Consider the following 25,386-nt stretch of genomic DNA (forward strand, 5'->3'; position numbering starts at 1 on the left):
GACCATCGGGCATATGTCGTGCCGGCCGATTCAGCTCTCCGCGCCTCGCGGCGCTCCGACCATCGGACGGCGCCATGAAGATCGCCGTGCTGGCCGGCGACGGCATCGGGCCGGAGGTGACGGCCCAGGCGGTGAAGGCGCTGCGCGCCATCTCCGCCAATAACGGTCCGCAATTCGAGATGGCAGAGGCGCCGATCGGCGACGCCGCCTACGACCTGCATGGCGATCCGCTGCCGCCCTCCACTGCTGAGATGGCGGCGAAGGCCGATGCCATCCTGTTCGGCGCCGCCGGCACCTATGAGAGCGATTTGCGCCCGGCGGAATCCCGCGGCGGGCATGGGCTGCTGCGGCTGCGCAAGCAGCTCGACCTCTACGCCAATTTCCGGCCGGTGTTTGCCTTCCCGGAGCTGCTCGGGGCGTCCTCGCTGAAGCGGGAGGCGATCGAGGGCGTGGACCTGGTGGTGCTGCGGGAGCTGACCAGCGACATCTATTTCGGCACGCCGCGCGGCCGCGGCGTGGAGAACGGGCAGCGCCATGCCTGGAACACCATGCGCTACACGGAGGCCGAAGTGGCGCGGGTGATGCGCGCGGGCTTCGAGGCGGCGCGGAAGCGGCGGCGGCAGCTCTGTTCCGTGGACAAGGCGAATGTGCTGGAGACCAGCCAGCTCTGGCGCGAGGTGGCCATCGAGGTCTCCCGCGATTATCCGGATGTGGAGCTGCGGCACGAATATGTCGATGCCGTCTCCATGCATCTCATCCGCCGGCCGCGGGACTTCGACGTGATCGTGACGGGGAATATCTTCGGCGACATCCTCTCCGACGCGGCGGCGATGCTGACGGGGTCCATCGGCATGCTGCCCTCCGCCTCGCTGAACGGCGAGGGCGTGGGGCTGTTCGAGCCGGTGCATGGCTCGGCGCCGGACATCGCGGGGAAGGATCTGGCGAATCCGCTGGCCTCCATCCTTTCCGCCGCGCTGCTGCTGCGGCATTCGCTGAAGCTGGAGGCGGAGGCGGCGCTGGTGGAGAAGGCGGTGCGCCAGGTGCTGGCGGAGGGCTACCGCACCGGCGACATCATGGAGGAAGGCGCGACGCGGGTGGGCACGGCGGCGATGGGCGATGCGGTCGCCCAGGCCATCCTCAAGCTGAAAGGCTGAGGCGATGCTGCGCGTCTCACGCCGCGCCCTGCTGGGCAGCGCGCTCGCCACCCCCGCCCTGGCGCAGGGCGAGGTCTGGCCGAACCGGCCGGTCCGCCTGATCGTCGCCTTCGCCGCCGGCGGCGCGGCGGATACCGCGGCGCGCACCATGGGGCAGAAGCTGCAGGAGATCATCGGCCAATCGGTGGTGATCGAGAACCGGACTGGCGGCAATGCGGTGATCGCGGCGAACGCCACGCTGCAGGCGCCGAAGGACGGCTACACCTTCCTGGTGGATGCGGCGAACCAGCTCACCAACCCGCCGCTGATGAAGGATCTCGGCTTCGACTACCGCACGGCCTTCCTGCCGGTCTCGCAGATCTGCCTGTTCCCGCAGGTGATCGCGGTGAAGCAGGATTTCCCGGCGCGGACGATCGAGGAGTTCATCGCCGCGGCCAAGGCGAAGCCCGCCACGATCAGCTACGGCACGCCGCCGGCCGCCGGCATGGGGCATCTCGCGGGGGAGATGTTCCAGAAGCTGGCGGGCATAAGGCTGATCCACACGCCCTATCGCGGCGGGGCGGATGCGGCGCGGGACATCACGGCGGGGGTGATTGATGCCGTGCTGATCACCACCAATTCCATCCGCCCGCCGGTGCAGTCCGGCAAGGCGCGCATGCTGGCGGTGACGAGCGTGAACCGCGTGCCCTCCATCCCGGACGTTCCGGCGCTCTCGGAGAAGGGCTTCCCGGGCTTCGACATGAATGACTGGAACGGCGTGTTCGCCGCCGCCGGGACGCCGCAGAGCATCGTCGTGCGGCTGGGCGAGGCCGTCGGCCAGGCCTGCCGGGATGCGGGGGTGAAGCAGCGGATGGACCCGCTGGGGGCGGTGATGTCCGGCAGCAGCCCGGAGGAATTTGCGCGCTGGCTGGATGGGCAGCGGACGATCTGCGAACAGGTGATCCGGGAGGCGGGAATTACCTTGGGCTGAACCGAGAGGGGGCGCCGCCCCCTCTCGGGCTCTCCCCCGCAAAGGGCCGAAGGGCCCTTTGAACCCTTGAGTTTGGCGTCTCGACCGTCGCGCCTCAGACTCATGGTTTCCAAAGGCCCTTCGGCCTTTGGCGGGTGGAGCTCGAGGAGGGCAGAGCCCTCCTCGACTACCCGTTCCAGGCCTTGGCCTGCGCCTCGATCGCCCCGCGATCCCAGTTGTTGATCTCCGCCAGGTATTCGCTGGTGAAGGCCGCGCCGGCATCGAAGCCCGCCGGCAGCTCGCCGGCCTCCTGCATCTGCTTGGTCACCAGCTCCCACTGCGAGGGCGAGGTGGCGCCGTACTGCGTCCCCGGCGGCACGGCGAAGGCGCTGAAGCGGGAGAGGAAGACGCGCTTCGCCTCCTCCATCACCTTCGCCGGGTCGCCGCCCTGCGGCTTGGTCTGCGGATAGACCTGCCAGTGGATCCTGATGGCCGCCTCCGGGTTGGTCAGGCCGAAATGCGCCGCCTTGGCGATGCCGCGGCACATCTTGACGATCAGCTCCGGCCGGGTGCGGAACACCTCCTCCCGCGTGATGACGATGTTGCCGATGAGCTGGTCGAAGAAGCCCGGGCGCAGCTCGGTGAACTCCATGCCGCGGTTCTCAAGGCCGGCCACGGCGGTGTCCCAGGAGATCCAGCCGGCGATGTCGCCGCGGCGCAGCGCCAGCAGCGCCGGCGCGCCGGTGCCGGTGGCGACCAGCTTGATGTCCTCCGCGAAATTCACGCCGGCCTCCTTGAAGGCCGCGACGGAATAGGGGCTGGGGCCGATCACCGGCATGCCCATCGTCTTGCCCTTCAACTGCGCCAGGCTGGTGATGCCGGAGGCTTTCGGCACCACGATGCGGGCTATGGGCTGGCGCGCATGCATGTAGGCGCCCTTGATCGGCATGCCGCGGGCGCGACCGGTCAGCAGCTCCTCCGCCACGATGGTGATGAAGTCGATATTGCCGGCCGAGATGAGCTGGAGGCCCGCGGTGTTGCCGGCGACGCCGAAGACATCGACGTCGAGGCCCTCATCCTTCCAGTAGCCGAGCGCGCGCGGCAGGGACGAATGCGCGGCGTGGCCGGTGGAGATATCCGTGGTGGTGGGGCCGAAGCTGGTCTTCACCAGCGCCTGGCCGATGGCCGGGCCCGCCAGCGTGGCGGCGGCGGCGCCGGCCGCGCCGGCCAGCAGGGAACGTCGGGCGATCATCGGCCTTGCTCTCTCCTTTTCTCTCGGTCGCGCGATGCACGCTTGCGGCGAGGACGCCGCAAGCGATCACGCTCCATTCCGTTGGTCGCGTGATTCACGCTCCCGGCGGGGGCGCCGCAAGCGATCACGCTCTATGACTTGTCCCAGAACAGCACGCGCCGCCGCAGCCCCTGGATGCCGGCATAGGCGAGCACGCCGATGACGCCCAGCACGAGCAGGATGGCGAAGACCTGCGGGATGTTCATCCGCGCATTGGCCTGGACGATGAGGTAGCCGAGCCCCGCCGTGGCGCCGACGAATTCGCCGACGATGGCGCCCGTCATGCAGAAGATGACGGCGATGGCGAGGCCGGAGAAGATGTGCGGCAGCGCACCCGGCAGCTTGGCCGCGATGAAGCAGCGCCAGGGCGAAGCCCCGAGGGCGCGCAGCACATCCAGCCTTCCCTGGTTGGTGTCGCGCAGCCCGGCAATGGTGGTCACCAGCATGGGGAAGAAGGCGATGATGGTGGCGACCGCGATCTTCGACATCGGCCCGAAGCCGAACCACACCACCAGCAGCGGCGCCAGGGCAATCTTCGGCATGGTCTGGATGGCGACGAGGTAGGGATAGACGGCGCGTTCGAGGAAGCGCACTTCGGCGATCAGCGCGCCGATGAGCAGCCCGGCGCCGACCGCGGCGGCGAAGCCGGTGGCGGCCTCCGACAGCGTCACCAGCCCGTGCCGGAGGAACAGGCCGCTTTGCAGCCCCTCCGCCAGGGCGGCGAGGATGTCGCTCGGCGCCGGCAGCACATAGACGCTCACCAGGCCCGAGCGGACCACGCCCTGCCAGAGCAGCAGCACGGCGAGCAGCGCAAGGGGCGAGAGCAGATATTCCGGCCGCGCCCGCAGCCAGGCCGGCAATGCCGGCAGGCGCGGCGCCGCCTCGGCGGGAAGGGTCGTCTCGCCTGGCATCTCAGTGCGCGATGCTGGGGAGCTGCGCCGTGCCCTCGCCGTCCAGCAGGCGGCGGATGCGCACCACGGTGTCGGCGAAACGGCGATCGGCGATAATGTCGAGGCCGCGCGGCTTCGGCAGGTCGATCGCGATCTCCTCCACGATGCGGCCCGGGCGGGGTGACATGACAAGGACGCGGTCCGAAAGGAAGACGGCCTCCGCGATGGAATGGGTGATCAGGAACACCGTCTTGCGGGACGCGGCGGCGATGCGGGCGAGTTCCACATTCATCGTGTCGCGCGTCATCGCGTCGAGCGCGCCGAAGGGCTCGTCCAGCAGCAGCAGGGCCGGGTCGTGCAGCAGGGCCCGGGCGATGGCGACACGCTGGCGCATGCCGCCGGAAAGCTCGCCCGGCAGCTTCCGCTCAAAGCCGGCAAGGCCGACCATGGCCAGCAGCTCCTTCGCGCGCGCTTCCTGCCCCTTCAGCCGCAGCACCTCGGCGGGCAGCAGCACATTGGCCAGCGCGGTGCGCCAGGGCATGAGGTTGGCGTCCTGGAACACCACCCCCACCTCGCGGCTCGGCCCGCAATGGGCGCGGCCGCGCACCGCCACGCTGCCGGCATAATCGCCGATGAGGCCGGCAAGGATGCGCAGCACCGTGGTCTTGCCGCAGCCGGAGGGGCCGACGAGGGAGACGAACTCCCCCTCCGCGATGTCGAGCGCGATGTGGGAGAGCGCCTGCACGCGCTCCCCCTTCGCGGTCGGGTAGACCTTGCTAAGCTCCCGCACCGCAATGAGCGGTGCGGCGCGGGGCGTGGCAATCGCGGGCCGGGCCGCCTCCAGCACCGTGCTCACGGGCCGGAATTGCCGATCACGCGGTCCAGGATCCAGAGATCGTAGTCATGGACCAGCTTGTCCTGCGGGGTGAAGCAGCCCGGCTTGGCATAGGCGGATTCGGCGCCGCGCTGCTGCCGCTCCGCGGCGATCACGTCCTCGTCCCGCACGATGTCGGAATACTTCAGGTAGAGCTCCAGCGTCTCCTGGAACTCCGGCAATTCGGCGGTGGCCTTCGGCACCATGGTGGAGGTGAAGAGCCGGCAGGCGCCGGGGCCTTCCGGGATGATCTCGGTGCAGCTTACCAGGTCGATGGCGAAGCCGACCATGGCGTTGGCGTGGACATAGGGGAAGAAGGTGCCGATCTTCAGCTCTTTCGGCAGGTCCAGCTCCGGGAATTTCTTCTGGCCTTCCGGCGTGCCGCGGCTGCCGGAGAAATAGGTGTAATGCATCAGGTAATTGCCGATATGCACGCTCGGGTCATGGAAGTCGCGCTTGGAGACGCGCTTCTTGTTCAGCGTGGTCTGGTGCACGAAGGGGACGTGGTAGCCGTCGCTCCAATTCTCCGCGTAGAATTTCCAGTTGGACTTCACCGGGAATTCGCGGCGGGCGACGCAGACCATCTCGCCCGCCTTCCACGGCGCCACGCGGTCCGTCAGGTCGCCGAGGTAATCCGTCATCGCCTGGGCGCTGGGGTCGAAATTGATGAAGATGAGGCCGTTCCACACCTCGGCGCGAATCTGCGCCAGGCCGTGGTCCGCCTTCCGGAAATGCTCGCTCTCCTCGAACATCGGCGTGCCGACCAGCTCGCCCTCGAGGGAGAAGGCCCAGGCGTGGTAGGGGCATTTGATGTGATTGCAGCTCCCCTCGCCCTCCATCATGATGGAGCCGCGATGGGTGCAGCTATTGACGAAGGCGCGCACCACCTTGTCCTGGCCGCGGACGACGATGAGCGGCACGTCGCAGAAGGTCTGGGTGAAGTAGCTGCCGGGCTCCGGCACGCGGCTCTCATGGCCCAGGCAGTTCCAGTACTTCTTGAAGATCGTCTCCTTCTCCCGCTCGTACCAGCGCTCGCTGGTGTAGCACCAGGGCGGCAGGGTCTCGGCGGAATGGAAGGGGCGGCGAACCCTGGTGTAGTGGCGCGGATCGAAGAGATCCTTGGGTTCCGTCATTTCACGCATGGCGACCATGGGTTCCGTTTCCTTTGGTCTGGCTAGGTGACTCAGGCGGGGGGCGAACCGGTGCGCGGCTCCGCCCAGAACAGCAGGCGCTGGCGCAGCGCGCCGACGCCGAAATGCAGCAGCATGCCCAGCAAAGCGAGGATGGCGAGGATGGAGAAGGTGCGCGCCGTCTCCAGATTCTCGTTGGCGATCAGGATCAGCGTGCCGAGACCCTGCTTGGCGCCGACGAATTCGCCGACGATGGAACCCAGCAGCACGAAGACCACGGCGACATTGATGCCGGAGAAGATGAAGGGCAGCGCGCCCGGCAGCCGCACCAGGCGGAATTCCTGCGCGCGGCTGGCGCCGAGCGCCCGCAGCACGTCCAGCCGCCCGGGCTCCGAGGCGCGGAGGCCGAGGATGGTGGAGACGAGGATGGGGAAGAAGGCGATGACCGCGGCCAGCACCACCTTGGACCAGATGCCATAGCCGAACCAGACGATGACGAGCGGCGCCATGGCGATCTTCGGCATCGCCTCGAAGGCGATGAGGAAGGGGTTGAAGCACCGCTCCACCAAGGGCGAGGAGGCGATGACGGCGCCGACGCCGATGCCGGCCGCGACCGCGATGACGAAGCCGAGCAGAGCCTGCAGCAGCGTCACGCCGAGATGCGGCAGCAGGACGCCGGAGGAGAGGCCGAGCGAGAGCTGCTGCAGGATCTCGCCCGGCGGCGGCAGGATCAGCTCATCCACCCAGCCGCGGGCGCTGGCCTGCGTCCAGGCGTAGAGCAGCGCCGCGCCGAACAGCATGGGCGGCCAGGCCAGGGCGAAGGCATGACGCGCGGCATGCAGCAGCGCGGCCGATTCACGCTGCGCGCCCGCGGCGCTCCGCGACCGGGCGCAACTATGCCACATCGCGCGGCGCCTCCCGCTGCACCTGGCCGGGCGGGCGGCGAGCGTTCGCGCCGGCGAATTTCCGCCAGGCAATCACCCCGACATCGCTCTTCGAAAGCCGCTCCGGCCCCGGCACCACGGCCTCCACCAGCACCTTGTCCTGGTCGGAGAAGATGCGGTCATGCGCCCAGCCGCGCCACAGCTTGTAGTGAATGCGGTCATACCATTCGCGCAGCGCGCCAAGCCTGCGGAAATTATTGATGTTGAAGCAGCGCGTGGTGTGCGCGTCCAGCGGCACCGCCCATTGCACCAGGCAGTACTCGCCGGAGAGGCGGCCGACGATGACGAGGCCGGGCAGCCAGAGCTCCGACTGGTTCTCGATGCCGTAGACCTTGTGGGCCTTGGAATTCTCGAAGCCGCGGATGTTGCCGCGGCCGGTGGGCTTCATGAAGCGCCACCACTCCCGGTTCGGGAAGGTGCCGAGGCCGGGAAACTCCGCGCTGGTGACGCCGCCGAGGCGCTTGAAGGCCATGCCCTTGCCGTTCGCCAGGGGCTTCGGCTCGATGGTCATGATGAAGGGCAGGACCGGCTGGAAGAACAGCTCCGGCGAGCTGCGATGCACGAATTGGGCGTGCTGGTCATTGCCCCAATTGTCCACCAGCCAGCGCCAATTGCACTTGTAGTCGGTGTACATGGGGATGGTGAAGAAGCTGTCCTGCCGGCCGATGAATTGCGGCAGCTCCTCCTCCAGCGCCGCCGGCTCGCCCTCGCCGGGCCAAAGCCAGATCATCTCCGCGAATTCGCGCACCGGGTAGTGGCGGATGGTGACCTTGCGGGTGATGGGCGCGTCCGGCCCGTCCATGATGGCGGCGAGCAGCTTCCCGTCCGTGCCGCTGAAGGTCCAGCCGTGATAGGGGCAGGTGATGCTGCCGCTGCCCTTGTAGTAGCACTCGCCGAGGGAGAGCTTCACGCCGCGATGCGGGCAGCGGTCTTCCAGCGCGTAAAGCTTCGCGCCGTCGCGCCACACCACGATGTCCTGGCCCAGCAGCTTCACCGGCTTCGGCTTGCGGCCGAGCTCCTCGGCCGTCAGCACCGGGTACCAGTATTCGCTGAAGCCGAGCGTCGGGATGCCGTGCGCCCGGTACGGCATCTCCATCGGGTCGGTGTCGGCTTCGGTGACCGCCATGGTGACCGCTCCTCGCATGGTGGCCGGGAGCATGCGGCGGGTCCGCGGTAGCGACAATATTGATTCTGGCGCCGCTTTAGGCTGTTCTGGCGATACCGCCCTAGGCCGGATCAATTTCGTCATTTTCTGCTCATTTTGGCGGCTTTTATGATCGCGGCAGAGCCGGCCCGGCCTGCTCCGGCTCGAGCGGCCTCGCCAGGATGCGCCGCCATGCGGGGTCGGTATGGTTGATGCGTCGACGAACAGGGTTGGGAGATGACCGAGATGCCGAGCCTCGCCGAACGCCTGGCCCGCCGCACCGCGCGCTTCGCGGAGCGCCGGGCGGATTGGAGCGTCTTCGGCTTCGAGACCGCGAAGGATCCGCGCTTCGCCCGCATTCAGCGGCGCTACCTCGGCGCCAGCGGCAGCACGGACCACGGCGATTTGCGCGGCAGCATCCCGGCGACCGCCTTCACCATGTCCATCCAGACCGTGCCGGTGGGCAACATGATCCCGAAACACTGCCACGAGACGGAGGAGGTGTTCTTCATCCTCGAAGGCGAATGCCTGGTGCGCTGCTTCGATGGCGGGGAGGTGGCGGAGTTTCCCTTGGGGAAGTGGGATCTGGTGCAGCTCCCGATCGGGATGCAGCATGAGCTGGTCAATACCGGCGCGGTGGATTGCCAGGTGCAGACGCTGCTCTCCACGCCGCAGCCGCGGCGGCCGCACTACGAGGACCCGGAATTGCTCGCGCTGCAGGCGCAGCAGGGCTGAAGCGCCATGCGGGCCAGCCTGCCGATGTACAATCTGCCGGAGATGCGCCCGGCCAATGCCGCCTTCTGGCAGGCGATGCGGCTGGAGCTGGCGCGTCGCGGGGTGACGGGAACGCCGGAGGCGCTGGAGTATGACCGCGCTCCCGTACCGGCGCGGATCGAGGCGGAGACGCTGTTCACCCAGGTTTGCGGCTGGCCCTTGCAGACGATCTATGCCGGGCAGGCGCGGCTGCTGGGCATGCCCTGCTACGACGCGCCGGGCTGCGAGGGGGCGGGGCATGCCGGGGTGTTCATCGTGCACCGGGACTCACGCTTCCAGAGCGTGGAGGAGCTGCGGGGCTGCCATTTCGTCTTCAATAGCCGGCATTCGAATTCGGGGATGAACCTGCCGCGACGCGTGCTGGCGGAGATGGCGGGCGGCAGGCCCTTCTTCGGCAATTGCGTGGAGACGCACAGCCAGCCCGGCAACATCGAGCGGGTGGCGCGGGGCGAGGCGGAGGCGAGCTGCGTGGATTGCGTAACCTATGCCTTCTTCCGCCGCTATCGCCCGTTGGTGGCGGCGGAGATCCGGACGCTGGGCTTCACCGTACCGAGTCCTTCGATTCCCTTCGTCACCAGCGTCGCGACGCCGGCGCCGGTGGTGGCGGCGCTGGAGGATGCGTTGCAGGCCTTGGCGAAGGCGCCGGCATGGGCGGCGGCGCGGGCGGGGCTGATGCTGCGGGATGTGCTGGAACCGGACGAGGGCCGCTACATCGTGCAGCGCACCTACGAGGCGGAAGCCGCAGCGCTGGGGTATCCTCGGCTCGCCTAGCTCAAGGGTTCCAAGGGCCTTTCGGCCCTTGGCGGATGGGGCCTGGGGAAGGCGGAGCCTTCCCCAGAGTCACGCGAATTCGCCAGCCGGCAGCGGCGCCTTGTACCAGAGGCCGAAGGCGAGTTCCGCGGCCAGCACGACGCCGTAGAGCACCAGCCCGATTGCGCAGAGCAGGGTGATCGCCGCCAACACCAGCGCGGTTTCACCGAGCGAGGCGCCGAACATCACGACATAGCCCAGCCCCTGCTGCGCCGTGACGAATTCGCCGATGACGACGCCCAGCAGCGCCATGGTCGCCGCGGTTTTCAGCCCCGCCAGCAATTGCGGCACGGCGTAGGGCAGCCGCACGCGCCACAGCGTCTGCCACCAGCTCGCGCCCAGCACGCGGCAGAGGCGGAGCGCGCCGCTCTCCGTTCCTGCCAGCCCGGCCATGGTGCCGATCAGCACCGGGAAGAAGGCGATGAAGATGGCGAAGGCCATGCGGCACGGCGCGCCGACCCCCAGCCAGACGACGAAGAGCGGCGCCAGCGCCATTTTCGGCACGATCTGCAGCGCCAGCACGAAGGGCATCAGCGCCTGGCGCAGCAGGGCGGAGGCGCTGAGGGCGGCGCCGAGCGCCATGCCGGCAAGGGCGGCGAGGAGAAAGCCGAGCAGGGCTTCATGCGCCGTGGCCCAGCCATGTTCCAGCAGCAGCGCAGGGTGCAGCGCCAGCGCCTCGGCGATGGCGGAAGGCGGCGCCAGCAGGTTGGGCGAGATGGGGATGAAGCGCACCGCGGCTTCCCACAGCGCGACCAGCGCCGCGACCGCGCCGAGGGAGGCAAGCGCGCCCCTCATCGCCGCGTGCCCCAGCGGCGGCGCGCGGCATCCTCGGCCAGCACCACCAGGGCGTAGAGCGCGGCGCCCAGCACGCAAAGCACGGCAAGGGCCGCAAAGATCAGCGGCGTGTCAGAGCGGCCGACTGCCTGCATCACCATCCAGCCGAGGCCGGCATCGGCGGAGATGAACTCGCCGACCACGGCGCCGGTGAAGGCCATGGTGGCGGCCACCTTGGCGCCGGCGAAGAGGAAGGGCAGCGCGGTGGGCAGGCGGATGTAGCGGAAGATTTGCCACCCGCTGCCGCCCTGGGCCTGGCACAGGCGGATCTGCAAAGGGTCCGCGGCGCGGAGGCCGGTGAGCATGGCGATGGCCACGGGGAAGAGGCTGACGAAGACGGCGAAGGCCATCAGCGAGGGCAGGCCAAGCCCGAGCCAGACGACGAAGAGCGGACCGAGCGCGACCTTCGGCAGGAGCTGGAACAGCAGCAGATTCGGGTAGAGCAGCCGCGTGGCGAGCGGCGAGAGCACCATCAGCGAAGCCAGCGCCACGCCGGCCGCCAGCGCGATGAGGAAGGCGCCGGTCGCCGCGCCACCGGTCGCCAGCGCATGGCGGGCAAGCAGCGGTGCCGCCTCCCACAGGCTGGTGGCGACGCTGCCCGGCGACGGCAGCAGCACCGCCGGCACGCGAGCCCAGCGCACCAGCCCCTCCCACAGCGCCAAAGCGAGCAGCGCCGCCAGCAGCGGCGCCGCCGGCAGGCGGGCGGCGGTCACGCCATCTCCCCCTGCATCCCCGCGGCGATGACGCCGCGCAGATGCGCGGTGATGGCGGTGAATTCCGGCGTATCCGCCAGGCGCGGGTCGCGCGGGCGAGGGAAGGGCACCACCAGCTCCTCCGCCACCGTCGCGGGGCGGCGGCTCATCACCAGCACGCGGTCGGCCAGCAGCACGGCTTCCCGGATGGAATGAGTGACGAAGATCGCGCTCTTGTGGGTGTGCTGCCACAGGTCGAGCAGGACGTCGCCCATCTCGTCCCGCGTGATGGCGTCGAGCGCCGAGAAAGGCTCATCCATCAGCAGCAAATCCGGGTCCAGCACCAGGGCGCGGCAGATGGCGGCGCGCTGGCGCATGCCGCCGGAAAGCTCATGCGGCCGGGCGCGTTCGAAGCCCTTCAGGCCGACGGTGCGCAGCAGCTCCATCGCCCGGTCCACCACCTTGGCGTGGGGGATGCGGCGGATGGTGGCGGGGAACAGCACATTGTCCAGCACGGAAAGCCAGGGCAGCAGCGTCGCGTCCTGGAACATCACGCCGGTCTGGCGATGCGGGCCGACCAAGGGCATGCCGCCGCGTTCCAGGCGGCCCTCGGTCGGTTCCTCCAGCCCCGCCGCCATCATCAGCAGGGTGGATTTGCCGCAGCCGGACGGGCCGAGGATGGCGAGGAGTTCCCCCCGCGCCACGCCGAAGCTGACGCGCTCCACCGCGCGCAGCGGCACGGGTTTGGTCGGGAAGGTCTTCCCCACCTCGTGGAAGCGGATGGCTTCCACCGCCAGCGGGGATGCGTCCGGCATCAGGCGACCAGGGCGGCGAATTCGGCGGCCTGCTGCTGAGCTTTGGCCCATTCCTCCGCCGTCATCGTTACGCCGCCAAGGAAGGCATTGGTGAAGGCCGCGGCGGGGTCGGGGCGCGCATCGCCGGCGGCGGCCAGGTATTTCATGGTGTTCTCCACCATCGCCGCGGCATCGCCGGGGTCGAAGCTGCCCACCGGCTTGCCGATGGCCTTCTCCGCGGTCGCGCCCAGCCGCGCCAGGCCAAGCCCGATGCGCGCCTGATCCTGCGCGGTGCGCGAAAGCGCGGCCTCCGGCACGGCGCGGATGAAGATGCGCAGCGCCTCCTCCGGGTTCAGCAGGGTGAATTTCTGCGCCTTCATCAGCCCGGTGACCATGGCCTGGGTGGTGCGCGGATCCTTCTCCGCCCGCTCCTTCTGCGTCATCACCGTGTTGCCGTAGAAGACGATGCCGTAGCGGCTGTAGAGGAAGGTGCGCACCGCCACGTTCTGCGCCGCGAACCAGGGCAGGAAGGTGGTGGCGAAGCCGGTGACGCCCTCCACCTGCTTCTCCACCAGCAGGCGCTGGCGGACATTGTTGTCCACCGAGGAGTGCTGCACCTTGCCGGCATCAATGCCGGCGGCGGCGGCGAAGGGCGCCCAGAATGGGTAGTCGCCGGAGCTGGAGGTGGAGGCGAGCTTGCGGCCCTCGATGTCCTTCGGCGCCTTCACCGGGCCATCGGCCAGCACCGCCATGCCCATCATCACGTCGTAGGACATGGCGGCGATCTGCACCACGGGCACGCCCTTGGCCGCCTGCTGCAGCCCGGCGGAGGCGGCGGCGCAGCCGTAATCGAAGCGGCCGGCGCCGATCGCCTGCGCCGCGACGGTGGAGCCGGTGCCGCGGCTGATCTCCACATCCAGCCCTTCTTCCGCCCAGTAATTATTCGCCTTGGCGACGAAGGCGATGAGGTTCGCGCCCTCCGGCACCCAGGGCAGGGTGAAGCTGACCTTCTTCAGCCCCTGCGCGCGGCCGAAGGCGGGGATCAGCGCCGGCGCGGCCAGCAGGCCAAGGGCGGCGCGGCGGGGCAGGCGGAAGGGGCGCGGCATCGTCTCTCTCACTCCCGGGCAGGCTGGCCAGCGCGCTGGGAATCGCCTGCCCCGGCGCGCGGCAGGCTGCCGCAGGATGCGGCAGCCCCGGACGGTGAGGCGGGTGGACCCGGCTGGTGCCGGAAGCGTCGCAATCGCCGTGCCAGAGGGGAGATGCCAGAGGGGTGATGCGAGAGGGGCCGTGCCACAGGCTCAGGCGGTGGGCGGGATGCCCTCCGGCCGGTAGATCAGCAGGTCGATCTCCACCAGCGCGCCCTTGGCCAGGCCGGTGACGCCGACGCAGGTGCGCGCCGGCAGCCGGCCGGGCGGGAAGTAGGCGGCATAGGTGGCGTTCATCGCCGCGTAGTCGCGCGCGAAATCGGTGAGGAAGACCCGCGCCATGGCGACATGCGAAAGGTCGCAGCCGATGCCGGCCAGCACGATCTTCAGATTCTCCATCACCGCCCGCGTCTGCGCCGCCACGCCCTCCGGCAGGGGCAGGGAATTGTCGCGCGGGTCGGTCGGCATCTGGCCGGTGATGAAGCCCCAGGGGCCGATGGAGACGGCGTGGCTGAAGGGCGCGACGCGATCCGGACCGTTGTCCAGGGTGTGGAACAGCATCGGGGGCGGCAGGGTCATGCGGGGTCGCCTCGCGGGAGAATGACGGGGAAGGGACTGTCCCACACCACCTCGCCGTTGCGGAAGCGGGCGGGGCTGCCTGGCGGCGCCAGGGCCGGGCGGGCCGGGGCGAGCCATGCAGTGGCCGAATGGGCATCATTCATCCTGCGGTATGGCCTGAAGCGCCGCCGCTCCCCATTTTCCGGCCAACGCAGCGGCGCCGCCGGCGCCGCCCCCCTTGCCGAAGACCCCGAGCCATGTGCCGCCTTGCCCTTCTCCTTCCCGGACTGCTCCTCGCCCTGGTTCTGCTGGTGGCGACCCGCAGCGACAGCGCTTCGCCCCGGCCCGGCAATTGGGCCAGCACCCAGCAGCTCAGCGCGCCGGTCGAACGGCCGCCGGCGCAGAATTGGGCGACGCCGCGGCGCGGCTTCTGACCTAGTGTCCTGCCCGCGAAGTTTGCTGGATTTCCAGCGAACGTAGCGGACGGGCAGGCCATTGAAATCAAAGGGATCTGGGAACGAAGTCGGCAGGGCTGCGGAAGCGGGGCACTAGCCACGGGGCCGTTCCCGGCTAGGCTCTCGCCGTGGCCTCCTACCTCCCCTCCGCCTTCGCCGGCGCCGCGGCAACCGCCTCCGGCAACGGCATCGCCCGCTTCGCCTATGTGCCGCTCTTCCCCGCCATGGTCACGGCGGGCTGGGTGGATGGCGGCCAGGCGGGCACCCTCGGCGCCGCGGCGCTGCTCGGCTACCTCATCGGCATCCTCGCCGGGCCGCCTTTGGCCCGTCGGCGCGGTGTGCCCTGGCTGCTGGATGCGGGGATGGGGCTGGTCGCCCTGTCCCTCCTCGCCTGCGCCTGGAATGGCGGCTTCCTCTGGCTGCTGCTGTGGCGGACCGCGGCGGGCGTCGCCGGCGGCTGGCTGATGGCCCTGGCCGGGCCGGCCACCCAGGCCAGCGTCGCCGCGCCGGACCGCGGCAAGGCCGGCGGTATCGTCATCGCCGGCGTCGGCATCGGCATCGCCACCGGGGCGGTGGCGGTGCCGGCCCTGCTCGGCGCCGGGCTGCCGGCCACCTGGCTGGGGCTGGGGGCGCTGGTGCTGCTGCTCTGGGCCCTGGCGCGGCCGCGCTGGCCGGCCATGGAACTGCGTGGCGCCGCGGCCGAGGCCCCGCCGCGCGCCTGGCGCCTCATCCTCACCTATGGGCTGCATGGCGCCGGCATGGTGCCGCCCATGGTCTATCTGGCGGATCTGGCGGCGCGCGGCCGGGGGCTGGGGGTGGGTATCGGCGCCGTCATCTGGCTGGTCTTCGGCCTGGCCGGCATCGCCGGCGGGGTGCTGAGCGGCCGCGTGGTGGACCGGCTGGGCGCCCGCCGCACCCTGGTGTTCTGGCTGGGCGTGCAGGTGGCGGCGCTGGCCCTGGCGCTGCCGCCCCCGGCCGCGCTGATCCTCCCCACCGCCGCCGCTTCCGGCTTCGCCGCCGTCGGCGTTTCCACCGTGACCCTGGCGGTGACGCGGGAGATGGCCGGGGCGCGCGCCACCGGGCTCTGGGTGCAGGCCACCGCCGGCTTCGCGGTGATGCAGACCGTCATCGGCTTCGCCCTTGCCGCGCTCTTCGCCGCGACGGGGGAGAGCCATGCGGCGGTGTTCGGCGCCGGGCTGGGCTTTTCGCTGGCCGCCTGGGGCATGGCGATGCTGGTGGCCCGGCAGGCATGAGCCCGCTGCCGGAGCACGCGGCCGGCCTCGAGGCGGCGTCCTGCGCCGGCCTGGGGCATGGCGATGCTGGTGGCCTGGCAGGCATGAGGCCGCTGCCGGAGCGCGCCGCCCGCCCCGAGGTGGCGTCCTGCGCCGGCCTGGGGCATGGCGATGCCGGTAGCCCAGCAGGCTTGAAGCCGCTGCCGGAGCGCGCGGCCGGCCCCGGGGCCCGGTGGCGCGGATGAGCGGCTTCCTCGCCACCGCGCTCTCCGGGGCGGCGGCCACCTGTTCCGGGCTGGGGCTGGCCCGCTTCGCCTATGTGCCGCTCTTCCCCGCCATGGTGGCGGCGGGCTGGGTGGATGGCGGCGGCGCCGGGCTGCTCGGGGCGGCCAACCTCTCCGGCTACCTGGCCGGCGTGCTGGCGGCGCCGCATCTGGCGCGGCGCTTCGGGGTCAGGCGCTGCCTTGCCCTCGGCATGGCACTGGCGGCGCTGAGCTTCGCCGCCTGCGGCGCCAATCTCGGCCTTCCCTGGTTCGCCTTCTGGCGGGGCCTGTCCGGCCTTGGCGGCGGCTTCCTGATGGGTCTGGCCGGGCCGGCGGTGCTGGCGGTGATCCCGGCCGCGCGCCGCGGCACGGCCAGCGGCATCGTCGTCGCCGGCGTCGGCAGCGGCATCGCCCTCGGCTCCCTGCTGGTGCCGCTGCTGGCGCCGCTGGGGCTGGCATGGGCCTGGCTGGGGCTGGCCGCGGCGGTGCTGCTGTTCTGGGCGCTGGCTGCGCCGCATTGGCCGAGCCCGCCCGCCATGCCGCCCGCCACGCCCGGCACCAGGCCCAAGGCGGCGGCGCTGCTGCTGGCCTACGGGCTTTCCGGCGCCGGGATGGTGGCGCCGATGGTCTATATCGCGGATCTCGCGGCGCGCGGCCTGGGGCTGGGACTGGGGGCGGGGGCGCTGATCTGGCTGGTCTTCGGCGGCGGCGCCGTCTGCGGCACGCTGCTGGGCGGCCGGGCGGCGGACCGCATCGGCGCGCCGCTGGCCTTCCGCCTCTGGCTCGGCGCCCAGGTGGCGGCGCTGGGGCTGAGCCTGGTGCCGGCCGCCCCCGCCTTGCTGGCCGCGGCGGCGCTGGGCGGCTTCGCCGGGGTGGGCGTGACGGCGGTGACGCTGGCGCTGGTGCGGCAGCGCGCGGGGGACAGGGCGGCGGCGCTGTGGAGCGGCACCAGCGCCTCCTACGGCGTGGCCCAGGCGGCGGTGGCCTTCGCCCTGGCGGCGCTGTTCGCGGCGAGCGGGGAAAGCCACCAGGCGGTGTTCGGGGCGGGGCTGGTGCTTTCCTTCGGGGCGTTGCTGGTGGCGTTGAGGGTGTGAAGAATGGGCTTCGCCCGTTGGCGGCAGTGCCGCCCCCCGGCAGGGGGCGCTGCCCCATCGAACGCATGCGTTCGATCCCCGCCGAGGGAAGGCTTCCCCCCGGACCCCGCCCGGAGTCTGGTGTCCTGCCCGCGAAGTTTGCTGGATATCCAGCGAACGCAGCGGACAAGCAGGCCGCTGAAAACAAAAACCAGTGGCCCGAGAACGAAGTCAACAGGACTTCGGAATCGGGACACTAGAGCGGGATCGGTTGAGCTGCGCTCACCTGCCCCGCTCTAGCTCATTGTTCGGTCGCGTGATTCACGGTTTCGGTCGGTTCGACCTCAACCGATCACGCTCTAGGCGGGGATGCGGACGGGCAATTCCGTGATGCCGTGGATGAAGGTGGAGTGGACGCGCTTCTCCGGCCCCACCACCTCGATGCGGTCGAAGCGCTTCAGAATCTCCTGCCACAGGATGGTGAGCTGCAGCTCCGCCAGGCGGTTGCCGACGCAGCGATGAATGCCGAAGCCGAAGGAAAGATGCTGGCGCGGCCGCTTGCGGTCGATGATGAAACGGTCCGGCTGCTCGATCGCTGCCTCGTCGCGGTTGCCGGAAATGTACCACATCACCACCTTGTCGCCCTCGCGGATGGTGTGGCCGGCGAATTCCACATCGGCGATGGCGGTGCGGCGCATATGCGCGATCGGCGTCTGGTAGCGGATGATCTCCGGCACCATGCTCTCCACCAGCGCCGGGTTGGCGCGCAGCTTGGCGTATTCCTCCGGGTTCTGGTTGAGGAACAGCACACCGCCGGTGATCGAATTTCGCGTCGTATCGTTGCCGCCGACGATCAGCAGCACGAGATTCCCCATGAACTCCCGCGGCGACATGTGCCGCGTCGCCGGCGCATGGGCGAGCATGGAGATCAGGTCGTTGCCCGGCTCGGCATTCACCCGGGCGTTCCACAGGCCCATGAAGCTGGCCAGCATCTCGGCGAACACGGCCTCGCGCTGCTCCTCGGTCTCGATGATGCCGCCCGGCATGGGCAGGGCGGTCGCGCAATCGGACCAGTAGGACAGCTTCCGCCGCTCCTCCTGCGGGAAGTCGAACAGCGTCGCCAGCATCTGCACCGTCAGCTCGACCGAGACCTTGTCCACCCAGTTGAAGGTCTCGTTGCGCGGCAATTCGTCGAGGATGCGGCAGGCGCGCTCGCGGATCAGGTGCTCCAGCTTCGCCAGATTGGCCGGCGCGACGATGGGCTGCACCGCGCGGCGCTGCTCGTCATGTCGCGGCGGGTCCATGGCGATGAACATCGGCAGGCGCAGATCGGCCGGCCGGTCGCGGATGCTGATGCCGCCGAGTGCGCTCTCCGAGGACAGCACCTTGTGCAGCAGCTCCGCCTGGACGATCTCCTTGTAGGTGGAGATCGACCAATAGGGACCGAACATGCCGTTCCGGCAGTGATGCACCGGCGCCTCGCGCCGCAGCCGGGCGAAATAGGGCTGCCAGACATCGTCGCGGTACAGCGCGGGGTCGCTGACATCCAGCTCCTCGAGCGGCGTCGTCGCGGCGAGTTCGGCATGGTGGGTGCTGGCGAGGGCGCTCATCCGTAACTCCTCCCTGCTGTCCTGCCCCTGCATGGGCGGCGCCCAAGGGCGGGGCTTATGGTCCGGTCCTGTCGCCCGGTGGCTGGCGGGCCAAGCTTGGCATTCCGGGGCGGCGGGGTTCAATGAAAGCCGGGCTGCCGTTTCAATGCTGGGCTTCCGGCATGCGGACGATGAGGCCGTCCAGCGCCTCGGTGACCGGGATCTGGCAGGAGAGGCGGGAATTTGGCGCAGCGGTGGCGGCGAAGCTCAGCATGCTGCTCTCCTGCTCGCCCGGCGTGCCGCAGAGCGCCAGCCAGGCCGGATCGACGAAGACATGGCAGGTGGCGCAGGCGCATTCGCCGCCGCAATCGGCGTCGATGCCCGGAATGTTGTTCTCCACCGCGCCCAGCATGACGGAGTGTCCGATGGGGACCTCCACCGCGTGTTCGGTGCCGTCATGTTCGATGTAGATGATGCTCGGCATGCGCTTCCCTCCTGCTGGTGCGGGCTGCGGCGCCCGGGTGCGGCACCCGGCGGGCCGTGGCCCGGGTTATGTCGCGCGCCCTTGTAGCGGGCGTATGTGGCAAGGGTTACGGCGGCAATGCACGGCCGGCCCGGGACGGCCGCGAGCTTCGCCCAGCCGCGGGGCTTCGGGCCAGTCCCGACACGCCTGGGCGGCGCTTTCCCTCGCCGCCGCCCGGGCGGTCACGCGCCGGCCTCGCCCTCGCAGGCGCCCGTTCGGGAGCCGATCGCGGTCCCGCCCTGCCGCGTGATGGCCTGAGGCCGAATCCACCGGAGGCGTGACGTCCGCGATCAGCCAAGGCCCGCTGGTCCGGGATCCGAATCATCGCGGCCTTCGGACCGGGGATGCTGGCCTTTCGATCGCCTGCCTGTCCGCGACGTTTGCCGGATATCCGGCGAATTCCGCGGGCAGGACGCTACCCCGTCAGCGCCTTCAGCGATCGCGTCGGGTCGACGAGGGTCGCCGCCGGCACCTGCAGGGCCTTCGCCACCAGCAGCCGCCCGGCCATGAACTCCGCCGGGGCGTTCACCGCCTCCACCGCCAGCACCGTGTCATCCGCCGCCAGGTGGAAGACCGCGAAGCCCTCCCCCTCCGCCGCCGGGCGCTTCACCGCCTGCACCGGGTGGAAGGCAAGGCCGGCCATCTGCAGCCGCAGCGCATACTGGTCCGACCAGAACCAGGGCACTTCCGGCACCGGCGGAGGGCGGCCGCAGATATCCGCCGCCGCCTGCTTCGCCTGTTCCAGCGCATTGGGCACGGATTCCAGCCGCATGGACCGGCCGGAGAGCGGCAGCGGCCGGTGCGTGCAATCGCCGATGGCGTAGATCGCCGGGTCTTCCGTCCGCGCCGCCAGGTCCACCTGGATGCCGTTGCCGCAGGCGAGGCCCGCCGCCCGCGCCAGCCCTTCCTCCGGCACCGCGCCGACACCGATGAGCCCGACGTCGCAGGGCAGCACCCGCCCATCCTTCAGCCGCAGCGCGGCGACGCGGCCGGCCCGGCCTTCCAGCGCCTCCACCTCGGCGCCCAGCAGGATGTCGACGCCCTGCGCCCGGTGGTGCTCCGCGAGGAAAGCGGAAAGCTCCGCGCCGGCGACGCGCGCCAGCACGCGCGGCTCGCGCTCCACCACCGTCACGGCACAGCCCAGGGCGCGGGCGGAGGCCGCCACTTCCAGCCCGATATAGCCGCCGCCGATGACGGCGAGATGCGCCCCCGGCACCAGCGCCGCCTTCAGCGCATCCGCATCCGCCGCGCTGCGCAGCGCCAGCACGCCGGCCAGCTCCGCCCCCGGCACCGGCAGCGCCCGGGCCCGCGCGCCGAGCGCCAGGATCAGCTTGTGGTAGGGCAGCCTTTCGCCCGTGCCCAGCTCCACCTCGGCCGCGGCGCGATGGATGGCGGCGACGCGCTGGCCGAGCCGGGTCTCGATCTTCTGCTGCGCATAGAAGCGGGCGGGGCGCAGGGCGAGGCTCTCGGCCGTCGCCTCCCCCTTCAGCCAGGCCTTGGAAAGGGGCGGGCGCTGATAGGGCAGGATCGGCTCCTCCCCCACCAGCACGATGCCGCCCTTCCAGCCATATTGCCGCAGGAAGGCGGATGCGGCGCCGCCGGCATGGCCCGCCCCGGCAATGACGATGGGTCGCTCGGTCACCCTCTCCTCCCTGCTGCGCGCCGCCAGAGTCCTGCCCCGGGGGCGGCGGCGTCAAGGAATGTCGAGATCGGGCAGGCGGTAGCGGTCCTCGGCGTTGTCCCAGCCCTTCCAGCGCGGGGCGCGCTTCTCGGCGAAGGCGGCGCGGCTTTCCATCCGGTCGCTGAGGGCGCCGTGCAGGTGCAGCTTCTCCGCCAGCCTTTCCTGCGCCGGGGTCGGGCGCGGGCGCATGCGCCGCATCATGTGCACGGTGTTGACGCGGGAAGCGGGGGGCAGGCTGAGCAGATGGTTCGCCACGTCCAGCGCCGTCGGCAGCAGCACTTCCGGCGCCACCAGCCGGTTGAGGAAGCCCAGCTCGTAGAATCGTTCGGCGGTGAAGCGGAAGCCCAGCGCCATCTCCATGCCGATCGGGAAGGGCAGGTTGGCCACGGTGCCGTGATTATAGCCGCCGAGCAGCCAGCGCTTGGCCTCCGAGACCTCGAACACCGCGCCATGCACAGCGACGCGCAGGTCGGTCGCCTCCACCAGCATGAAGCCGCCGCCCATGGCGAAGCCGTTCACCGCGGCGATGACAGGCTTTTCCAGCGTACCGTCGCGGAACGGGTCCGGCAGGTCCGGGGCGCGGCCGCCGGGGGCGCCGTCGGCCAGGGATTCCTTCATGTCCTCGCCGGCGCAGAAGCCGCGGCCGGTACCGGTGAGGATGGCGACCTCGAGCGCCGGGTCGGTGCGGAACCCGGTCCAGATCTCGGCGAGGCGGGTGCGCAGCTCCTGGTTCAGCGCGTTCAGCCGTTCCGGCCGGTTGAGGCGGACGACCAGGGTCTGGCCATGGATTTCGGTTTCGACGACGGCCATGGGGTCTCTCCGCGCTGCGCTGCCGGGCGGGCAGGCTAGAGCGGTTCCACGCTGACTGTGCAGCGCGAAACCCCTCTAGCTTATGGATTGTAGAGCAGAGTCACGCCTCCGGGCGATGCCGCCCTCTGGCGATCTGCTCTAGCGCGCCCGGCTTCGCCGCGACAGGCGCGGCCGTGCCATCGGCGCCGCCCGTTGCCCTGCCGCGGCTTCGCCGCGGCAGGCTGTGCGAGGCCCGCGCAGGACAGCGCTTCCCAGGTCCCCCGCGGCGTTGCGCAGCAACCTCGTGGGGATCTATTCCGCCGCCTGCCGCGCCTTCTCCTTGCCCCAGCTCTTCAGCACCGGCAGCACCTCCTTGGCGAAGAGCCGGATGCCGCGTTCGGAAACGGCGAAGGGCGTGCCGCCGAAGCGGAAGGCGACGTTCAGCTCGAACGCGCCCAGCAGCTCCCGCCGCTTCTCCAGCCCGCGCAGGATCTTCTCCGGCGTGCCCCAGCTCGCCGCCTGCATGAAGCCCTTGATGGCGCCTTCCAGCCCGCCCGCCTTGCGCGCCAGATCGGCCTTCTGCTGGTAGGAATCGTAGCCCTTCACGCTGGCGAAATGGCTGCCGAGGAATTCGTAGTGGTGGAAATTGCTCTCCACGAATTTCCCTTGGTAGCGCAGCGCCTCCTCCTCCGCGCTGGCATTGTCCTCGCCGCAGATGACGAATTCCGTCATCATCACGGTCGGCGGCTCGGTGCCGTGATATTGCCGGTGCTGCTCGCGCCCGCGCTCGATCACCGGCAGCCGCATCTCCCAGGGCCGGTCGGCGAACATCACCATATGGGCGCCGAGCTTCGCCGCGGAGTTCACCGAATCCTCCGAGGAGGCGACGGCGTAGATCCGCCCGTCGAAGCTGTGCTGCGGCCGCGGCCGCAGCTCGATGCGCGGCTGCTTGTAGAATTTGCCGTTGCCCTCGATGAAGCCGGTGCGCAGCGCCTCGATGATCATCGGCGCCGCCTCGTCGAAGCGCTCCCGCGATTCATCCATGGACATGCGGAAGGCCTCGAATTCCCGCCGCGCCAGGCCGCGCCCCATGCCGAAGCGCAGCCGCCCGCCGGAGAGCAGGTCCAGCACCAGCGCATTCTCCGCCACGCGCAGCGGATCGTGCCACGGAATGATGACGGCGGCGGTGCCCACATCGATATGCGGGTGCTTCGCCGCCAGATGCGTCATCAGATGGAGGTTGTCGGGGACGAAGGAGTAGTCGTTGAAATGGTGCTCCGCCGACCACAGGCAGTCGAAGCCAAGATCGGCGGCCAGGGCGGCGAGCTTCAGCTCCTCCTCCCACACCCGCTTGTCCGGGCAGTCCTCCCAGCCATAGCTGGCGAAGACCATCATCATGCCGACATCCATGGACGTATCCTTCCCTGTCTGTTGCCGGTCCAGCCGGCTTGCGGGAAGGCTATACCCCGATGGCGGCCAGGGCAACCTGCAACCCGCCGGGTCAGGCCTCCATGGCACCATGCCGGTGCAGCAACGTCGCCATCCGCGCCGCCTCGGCGCTGGGGACATCCAGGCGCATGATCACCCTGTCGTCATCCAGCTCGATGCGGGCGCAGCAGCGGTCCAGCGGGCCTTCCCGCACCACGGCCTCCAGCGCCAGCTTCGCCGCCTCGGAATCCGGGAAGCGCAGGCTGAGCGTAACCTCATCGGGGCTGGGCGGCTTTTCACCACCCGGCATCATGCGCTCCGCCGGCACGGCGCGGCTGCCCTGGCTGGCGGCGCTGCTAGGCGGATCGCTGGCCGGGAAGGTCTGGCGCACGGTCTCGTCCTGGAGCTGGTCGCGCTGGCGATGGGTCTCGGACATGCTGGGTCCCTTGCAAGCTGTTGCCGTGGCAACGCAATGGCCCCTTGTGGAGTTCAACCCCGCCAGCGGCCGGACCGGGCGGAGGAGGCCGGGACGCAATGACGGAGCTGCGCTTCCTGGTGGAGCTGGCGGGCGAGGCGGCCCTGCTGCTCTGGGGCCTGCACATGGTGCAGAGCGGCGTGCAGCGCGCCTTCGGGGACCGGTTGCGGCGCTGGCTTGGCATTGCGCTCGGCGGCACGCGGCGGGCCTTCCTCGCCGGGCTTGGCGTCACCGCGCTGCTGCAGAGCAGCACAGCGACGGCGATGCTGCTCGGCTCCTTCGCCGCCGCCGGCGCGGTGACGCTGGGGCCGGCGCTCGCTGCGCTGCTCGGCGCCAATCTCGGCACGGCGCTGATCGTGCAGCTGCTCTCCTTCAACGCCGTCGCCGCCTTTCCGGCGCTGGTGCTGGCGGGGGTGCTCGCCTTCCGCCGCGGCAGCGCCAGCCGGGTGCGGGATCTCGGGCGGGTGGCGATCGGCCTCGGCCTCATGCTGCTCGCCTTGCACCTGATGCTGGAAAGCCTGGCGCCGGTGGAGGCCTCGCCAGGGCTGAAGGCGGTGCTGGCCGTGCTGGCGGACCGGCCGCTGCCGAACTTGCTGCTGGCGGCGCTGCTGGCCTGGGCGGCGCATTCCAGCATCGCCGCGCTGCTGGTCATCGGCTCCCTCGCCGGCAACGGCGTGCTGGGGGCGGAGGCGGCGCTCGCCATGGTGCTCGGCGCCAATCTCGGCAGCGCGCTGAACCCGGTCCTGGAAGCCGGCGGCGATGCGGCGGACCGGGCGCGGCTGCGCCTGCCGCTGGGCAATCTGGCGAACCGGATGGCGGGCTGCCTGCTGGGCCTGGCCGTGCTGCCCTGGGCGGCGGCAGGGCTGGCGGCGCTCGACCCCTCGCCGGTGCGGCTGGTGGCCAATGCGCATCTCGGCTTCAACCTGGCCATGGCGCTGCTGGCCTGGCCGCTGTTGCGGCCGCTGGCGGCGCTGCTGCAGCGCCTGCTGCCGGAACGCCAGGCGCAGGATGAGGCGGCGCCGCGCTACCTGGAAGCGGCGGCGCTGACCCAGCCCAACATCGCCCTGGCCAATGCGACACGGGAAATCTTGCGCATGGCCGATACGCTGGAGGCCATGCTGCAGGGCTCCGCCGCCGCCTTCGCCGGCACGGCGCGCGACGCCGCCCGCGCGGTGGGGCGGATGGACGACGCGGTGGATGCGCTGCACCGCGCGGTGCACGACTATCTCGGCCGCATCGACCGCGCGGCGCTGGAGCCGGAGGAGGCGGCGCGACGGGAGGAGCTGCAGGCCTTCGCCATCGCCATCGAGCACGCCGCGGATGTGGTGGCGCGGGACCTGACGCAGCACGCGGCGAAGCGGCTGCGCCGCGGCCTGGATCTGGCGCCGGAGGAGCTGGCGGACCTGGCCGCGCTGCATGAGGCGGTGCGGGAGCAGCTTCGGCTGGTGGTGGCGGTGCTGCTGCACGGCGATGCGGCGGCGGCCAAGCGGCTGGTGCGGGGGAAGGAGGCGCTGCGCGGGGCGGAGCGGGAGGCGGTACGGCGGCTGACCGAGGCCGGCGGCGGTGCGGCGGCAGGGCTGTTGCTGGACGCGGTGCGGGATTTGCGGCGGGTGGGCGGGCATCTGGCCGCCGCTGCCTATCCGCTGCTGGAAAGGCGGGGGGAATTGCTGCCGAGCCGGCTGGTGCCGGAGGAGGCGGCGGCACCCTAGGCGGGGGCTTTGCGCCCCGCGGCGCCAGGGGCTCCGCCCCTGGACCCCGCCGGGGACCGGACCGGTCCCCGGACCCCGGTCCGAGTTTCAGACCCGACGGTTCGAGCTGCCGACGCCCCTCGCCGGCCTGCCGGCATTATGCTGTCAGCGACAGCCGTGGCTCGGACACCGCCGCGGCGCTGCTGG

General features: G+C 70.7%; 25 protein-coding genes. 8 read left to right on the top strand and 17 right to left on the bottom strand.

What is annotated here, in order from left to right; all coding sequences use genetic code 11:
- The first annotated feature begins 74 nt into the window (after positions 1 to 74).
- Together leuB and E5N76_RS18865 are read left to right on the top strand one after the other, a co-directional pair.
- Positions 75 to 1,154 carry a 3-isopropylmalate dehydrogenase gene (leuB, locus tag E5N76_RS18860; RefSeq protein WP_149538873.1) on the top strand — a complete coding sequence of 360 codons (1,080 nt, stop codon included), beginning with the start codon at positions 75 to 77 and terminating at the stop codon, positions 1,152 to 1,154.
- 4 nt (positions 1,155 to 1,158) lie between these two features.
- Positions 1,159 to 2,124: a Bug family tripartite tricarboxylate transporter substrate binding protein gene (locus E5N76_RS18865; protein ID WP_149538874.1), complete on the top strand. Its 966-nt coding sequence runs from the start codon at positions 1,159 to 1,161 to the stop codon at positions 2,122 to 2,124.
- Positions 2,125 to 2,290: 166 nt separating this feature from the next.
- Here the strand turns inward: E5N76_RS18865 and E5N76_RS18870 are convergent, their stop codons facing one another.
- The 6 genes from E5N76_RS18870 to E5N76_RS18895 all read right to left on the bottom strand — a co-directional run bounded on the left by E5N76_RS18870 (position 2,291) and on the right by E5N76_RS18895 (position 8,358).
- Positions 2,291 to 3,355: an ABC transporter substrate-binding protein gene (locus E5N76_RS18870; RefSeq protein ID WP_149538875.1), complete on the bottom strand. Its 1,065-nt coding sequence runs from the start codon at positions 3,353 to 3,355 to the stop codon at positions 2,291 to 2,293.
- A gap of 131 nt (positions 3,356 to 3,486) precedes the next feature.
- Entirely contained in the window at positions 3,487 to 4,305 is an 819-nt protein-coding gene (locus E5N76_RS18875) for an ABC transporter permease (protein ID WP_149538876.1), read from the bottom strand.
- A gap of 1 nt (position 4,306) precedes the next feature.
- Positions 4,307 to 5,140, bottom strand: coding sequence for an ABC transporter ATP-binding protein (locus E5N76_RS18880; RefSeq protein WP_235907776.1), 834 nt, complete (start codon positions 5,138 to 5,140; stop codon positions 4,307 to 4,309).
- The gene (locus tag E5N76_RS18885) at positions 5,137 to 6,309 is read right to left on the bottom strand and encodes an aromatic ring-hydroxylating oxygenase subunit alpha (protein WP_149538877.1); all 1,173 of its coding nucleotides are present in this window, start codon (positions 6,307 to 6,309) and stop codon (positions 5,137 to 5,139) included. Before E5N76_RS18885 ends, E5N76_RS18880 begins: the two co-directional genes overlap by 4 nt.
- Before the next feature lie 32 nt (positions 6,310 to 6,341).
- Positions 6,342 to 7,193, bottom strand: a complete 852-nt coding sequence (locus E5N76_RS18890; protein WP_149538878.1) for an ABC transporter permease — start codon at positions 7,191 to 7,193, stop codon at positions 6,342 to 6,344.
- Positions 7,183 to 8,358: an aromatic ring-hydroxylating dioxygenase subunit alpha gene (locus tag E5N76_RS18895; protein ID WP_187830266.1), complete on the bottom strand. Its 1,176-nt coding sequence runs from the start codon at positions 8,356 to 8,358 to the stop codon at positions 7,183 to 7,185. The genes E5N76_RS18890 and E5N76_RS18895 overlap by 11 nt, the downstream gene beginning before the upstream one ends.
- Before the next feature lie 264 nt (positions 8,359 to 8,622).
- Between E5N76_RS18895 and E5N76_RS18900 the strand changes: the two genes are divergently transcribed.
- Both E5N76_RS18900 and E5N76_RS18905 read left to right on the top strand, forming a co-directional pair.
- Positions 8,623 to 9,111, top strand: coding sequence for a cupin domain-containing protein (locus E5N76_RS18900; RefSeq protein ID WP_187830267.1), 489 nt, complete (start codon positions 8,623 to 8,625; stop codon positions 9,109 to 9,111).
- 6 nt (positions 9,112 to 9,117) lie between these two features.
- Positions 9,118 to 9,921 carry a phosphate/phosphite/phosphonate ABC transporter substrate-binding protein gene (locus E5N76_RS18905; protein WP_149538881.1) on the top strand — a complete coding sequence of 268 codons (804 nt, stop codon included), beginning with the start codon at positions 9,118 to 9,120 and terminating at the stop codon, positions 9,919 to 9,921.
- A gap of 69 nt (positions 9,922 to 9,990) precedes the next feature.
- On the opposite strand, the gene E5N76_RS18910 is transcribed toward E5N76_RS18905, so the two are convergent.
- The 5 genes from E5N76_RS18910 to E5N76_RS18930 all read right to left on the bottom strand — a co-directional run bounded on the left by E5N76_RS18910 (position 9,991) and on the right by E5N76_RS18930 (position 14,004).
- On the bottom strand, positions 9,991 to 10,755 hold the full coding sequence (locus E5N76_RS18910; protein ID WP_149538882.1) for an ABC transporter permease: 765 nt from the start codon (positions 10,753 to 10,755) through the stop codon (positions 9,991 to 9,993).
- Complete coding sequence (locus E5N76_RS18915; protein WP_149538883.1) at positions 10,752 to 11,507, bottom strand: ABC transporter permease; 756 nt, start codon at positions 11,505 to 11,507, stop codon at positions 10,752 to 10,754. The genes E5N76_RS18910 and E5N76_RS18915 overlap by 4 nt, the downstream gene beginning before the upstream one ends.
- Positions 11,504 to 12,301: an ABC transporter ATP-binding protein gene (locus E5N76_RS18920; protein WP_207792020.1), complete on the bottom strand. Its 798-nt coding sequence runs from the start codon at positions 12,299 to 12,301 to the stop codon at positions 11,504 to 11,506. The genes E5N76_RS18915 and E5N76_RS18920 overlap by 4 nt, the downstream gene beginning before the upstream one ends.
- Positions 12,301 to 13,386: an ABC transporter substrate-binding protein gene (locus E5N76_RS18925; RefSeq protein WP_149538884.1), complete on the bottom strand. Its 1,086-nt coding sequence runs from the start codon at positions 13,384 to 13,386 to the stop codon at positions 12,301 to 12,303. The genes E5N76_RS18920 and E5N76_RS18925 overlap by 1 nt, the downstream gene beginning before the upstream one ends.
- 192 nt (positions 13,387 to 13,578) lie before the next feature.
- Positions 13,579 to 14,004, bottom strand: coding sequence for a RidA family protein (locus E5N76_RS18930; RefSeq protein WP_149538885.1), 426 nt, complete (start codon positions 14,002 to 14,004; stop codon positions 13,579 to 13,581).
- 236 nt (positions 14,005 to 14,240) lie between these two features.
- Here E5N76_RS18930 and E5N76_RS29665 point away from each other — a divergent pair, with 236 nt between their 5' ends.
- From E5N76_RS29665 to E5N76_RS18940, 3 genes are all read left to right on the top strand, one after another.
- Positions 14,241 to 14,417: a hypothetical protein gene (locus tag E5N76_RS29665; RefSeq protein WP_187830268.1), complete on the top strand. Its 177-nt coding sequence runs from the start codon at positions 14,241 to 14,243 to the stop codon at positions 14,415 to 14,417.
- A gap of 149 nt (positions 14,418 to 14,566) precedes the next feature.
- Complete coding sequence (locus E5N76_RS18935) at positions 14,567 to 15,691, top strand: YbfB/YjiJ family MFS transporter (protein ID WP_149538886.1); 1,125 nt, start codon at positions 14,567 to 14,569, stop codon at positions 15,689 to 15,691.
- Between the two features lie 220 nt (positions 15,692 to 15,911).
- A complete protein-coding gene (locus tag E5N76_RS18940) occupies positions 15,912 to 17,027 on the top strand; it encodes a YbfB/YjiJ family MFS transporter (RefSeq protein ID WP_149538887.1) in 1,116 nt (371 codons plus the stop codon).
- 338 nt (positions 17,028 to 17,365) lie between these two features.
- Here the strand turns inward: E5N76_RS18940 and E5N76_RS18945 are convergent, their stop codons facing one another.
- The 6 genes from E5N76_RS18945 to E5N76_RS18970 form a co-directional block, all read right to left on the bottom strand.
- On the bottom strand, positions 17,366 to 18,616 hold the full coding sequence (locus E5N76_RS18945) for a cytochrome P450 (protein ID WP_149538888.1): 1,251 nt from the start codon (positions 18,614 to 18,616) through the stop codon (positions 17,366 to 17,368).
- Positions 18,617 to 18,758: 142 nt separating this feature from the next.
- Entirely contained in the window at positions 18,759 to 19,079 is a 321-nt protein-coding gene (locus E5N76_RS18950) for a 2Fe-2S iron-sulfur cluster-binding protein (RefSeq protein ID WP_149538889.1), read from the bottom strand.
- A gap of 454 nt (positions 19,080 to 19,533) precedes the next feature.
- Positions 19,534 to 20,760, bottom strand: coding sequence for an NAD(P)/FAD-dependent oxidoreductase (locus tag E5N76_RS18955; RefSeq protein ID WP_149538890.1), 1,227 nt, complete (start codon positions 20,758 to 20,760; stop codon positions 19,534 to 19,536).
- Between the two features lie 51 nt (positions 20,761 to 20,811).
- A complete protein-coding gene (locus tag E5N76_RS18960; RefSeq protein ID WP_149538891.1) occupies positions 20,812 to 21,609 on the bottom strand; it encodes an enoyl-CoA hydratase/isomerase family protein in 798 nt (265 codons plus the stop codon).
- A gap of 291 nt (positions 21,610 to 21,900) precedes the next feature.
- Positions 21,901 to 22,998: an LLM class flavin-dependent oxidoreductase gene (locus E5N76_RS18965; RefSeq protein WP_187830269.1), complete on the bottom strand. Its 1,098-nt coding sequence runs from the start codon at positions 22,996 to 22,998 to the stop codon at positions 21,901 to 21,903.
- 91 nt (positions 22,999 to 23,089) lie between these two features.
- Complete coding sequence (locus tag E5N76_RS18970) at positions 23,090 to 23,452, bottom strand: hypothetical protein (RefSeq protein ID WP_149538893.1); 363 nt, start codon at positions 23,450 to 23,452, stop codon at positions 23,090 to 23,092.
- A 98-nt stretch (positions 23,453 to 23,550) separates the two neighbouring features.
- Here E5N76_RS18970 and E5N76_RS18975 point away from each other — a divergent pair, with 98 nt between their 5' ends.
- The gene (locus E5N76_RS18975) at positions 23,551 to 25,200 is read left to right on the top strand and encodes a Na/Pi cotransporter family protein (RefSeq protein ID WP_149538894.1); all 1,650 of its coding nucleotides are present in this window, start codon (positions 23,551 to 23,553) and stop codon (positions 25,198 to 25,200) included.
- The last annotated feature ends 186 nt before the right edge of the window (positions 25,201 to 25,386 follow it).

Origin of the sequence: Siccirubricoccus phaeus, assembly GCF_008360935.1 — a bacterium.
Lineage (GTDB): Bacteria > Pseudomonadota > Alphaproteobacteria > Acetobacterales > Acetobacteraceae > Siccirubricoccus > Siccirubricoccus phaeus.

Bases quoted from the DNA above. Each gene is read 5' to 3' on its own strand.
- E5N76_RS18940 (WP_149538887.1), top strand. From the start codon at position 15,912: ATGAGCGGCTTCCTCGCCACCGCGCTCTCCGGGGCGGCGGCCACCTGT.
- E5N76_RS18920 (WP_207792020.1), bottom strand. From the start codon at position 12,301: ATGCCGGACGCATCCCCGCTGGCGGTGGAAGCCATCCGCTTCCACGAG.
- E5N76_RS18890 (WP_149538878.1), bottom strand. From the start codon at position 7,193: ATGTGGCATAGTTGCGCCCGGTCGCGGAGCGCCGCGGGCGCGCAGCGT.
- E5N76_RS18965 (WP_187830269.1), bottom strand. From the start codon at position 22,998: ATGGATGTCGGCATGATGATGGTCTTCGCCAGCTATGGCTGGGAGGAC.
- E5N76_RS18895 (WP_187830266.1), bottom strand. From the start codon at position 8,358: ATGGCGGTCACCGAAGCCGACACCGACCCGATGGAGATGCCGTACCGG.
- E5N76_RS18950 (WP_149538889.1), bottom strand. From the start codon at position 19,079: ATGCCGAGCATCATCTACATCGAACATGACGGCACCGAACACGCGGTG.
- E5N76_RS18905 (WP_149538881.1), top strand. From the start codon at position 9,118: ATGCGGGCCAGCCTGCCGATGTACAATCTGCCGGAGATGCGCCCGGCC.
- E5N76_RS18970 (WP_149538893.1), bottom strand. From the start codon at position 23,452: ATGTCCGAGACCCATCGCCAGCGCGACCAGCTCCAGGACGAGACCGTG.
- E5N76_RS18960 (WP_149538891.1), bottom strand. From the start codon at position 21,609: ATGGCCGTCGTCGAAACCGAAATCCATGGCCAGACCCTGGTCGTCCGC.
- E5N76_RS29665 (WP_187830268.1), top strand. From the start codon at position 14,241: ATGTGCCGCCTTGCCCTTCTCCTTCCCGGACTGCTCCTCGCCCTGGTT.
- E5N76_RS18885 (WP_149538877.1), bottom strand. From the start codon at position 6,309: ATGGTCGCCATGCGTGAAATGACGGAACCCAAGGATCTCTTCGATCCG.
- E5N76_RS18875 (WP_149538876.1), bottom strand. From the start codon at position 4,305: ATGCCAGGCGAGACGACCCTTCCCGCCGAGGCGGCGCCGCGCCTGCCG.
- E5N76_RS18925 (WP_149538884.1), bottom strand. From the start codon at position 13,386: ATGCCGCGCCCCTTCCGCCTGCCCCGCCGCGCCGCCCTTGGCCTGCTG.
- E5N76_RS18865 (WP_149538874.1), top strand. From the start codon at position 1,159: ATGCTGCGCGTCTCACGCCGCGCCCTGCTGGGCAGCGCGCTCGCCACC.
- E5N76_RS18910 (WP_149538882.1), bottom strand. From the start codon at position 10,755: ATGAGGGGCGCGCTTGCCTCCCTCGGCGCGGTCGCGGCGCTGGTCGCG.
- E5N76_RS18975 (WP_149538894.1), top strand. From the start codon at position 23,551: ATGACGGAGCTGCGCTTCCTGGTGGAGCTGGCGGGCGAGGCGGCCCTG.
- E5N76_RS18870 (WP_149538875.1), bottom strand. From the start codon at position 3,355: ATGATCGCCCGACGTTCCCTGCTGGCCGGCGCGGCCGGCGCCGCCGCC.
- E5N76_RS18930 (WP_149538885.1), bottom strand. From the start codon at position 14,004: ATGACCCTGCCGCCCCCGATGCTGTTCCACACCCTGGACAACGGTCCG.
- E5N76_RS18900 (WP_187830267.1), top strand. From the start codon at position 8,623: ATGCCGAGCCTCGCCGAACGCCTGGCCCGCCGCACCGCGCGCTTCGCG.
- E5N76_RS18945 (WP_149538888.1), bottom strand. From the start codon at position 18,616: ATGAGCGCCCTCGCCAGCACCCACCATGCCGAACTCGCCGCGACGACG.
- leuB (WP_149538873.1), top strand. From the start codon at position 75: ATGAAGATCGCCGTGCTGGCCGGCGACGGCATCGGGCCGGAGGTGACG.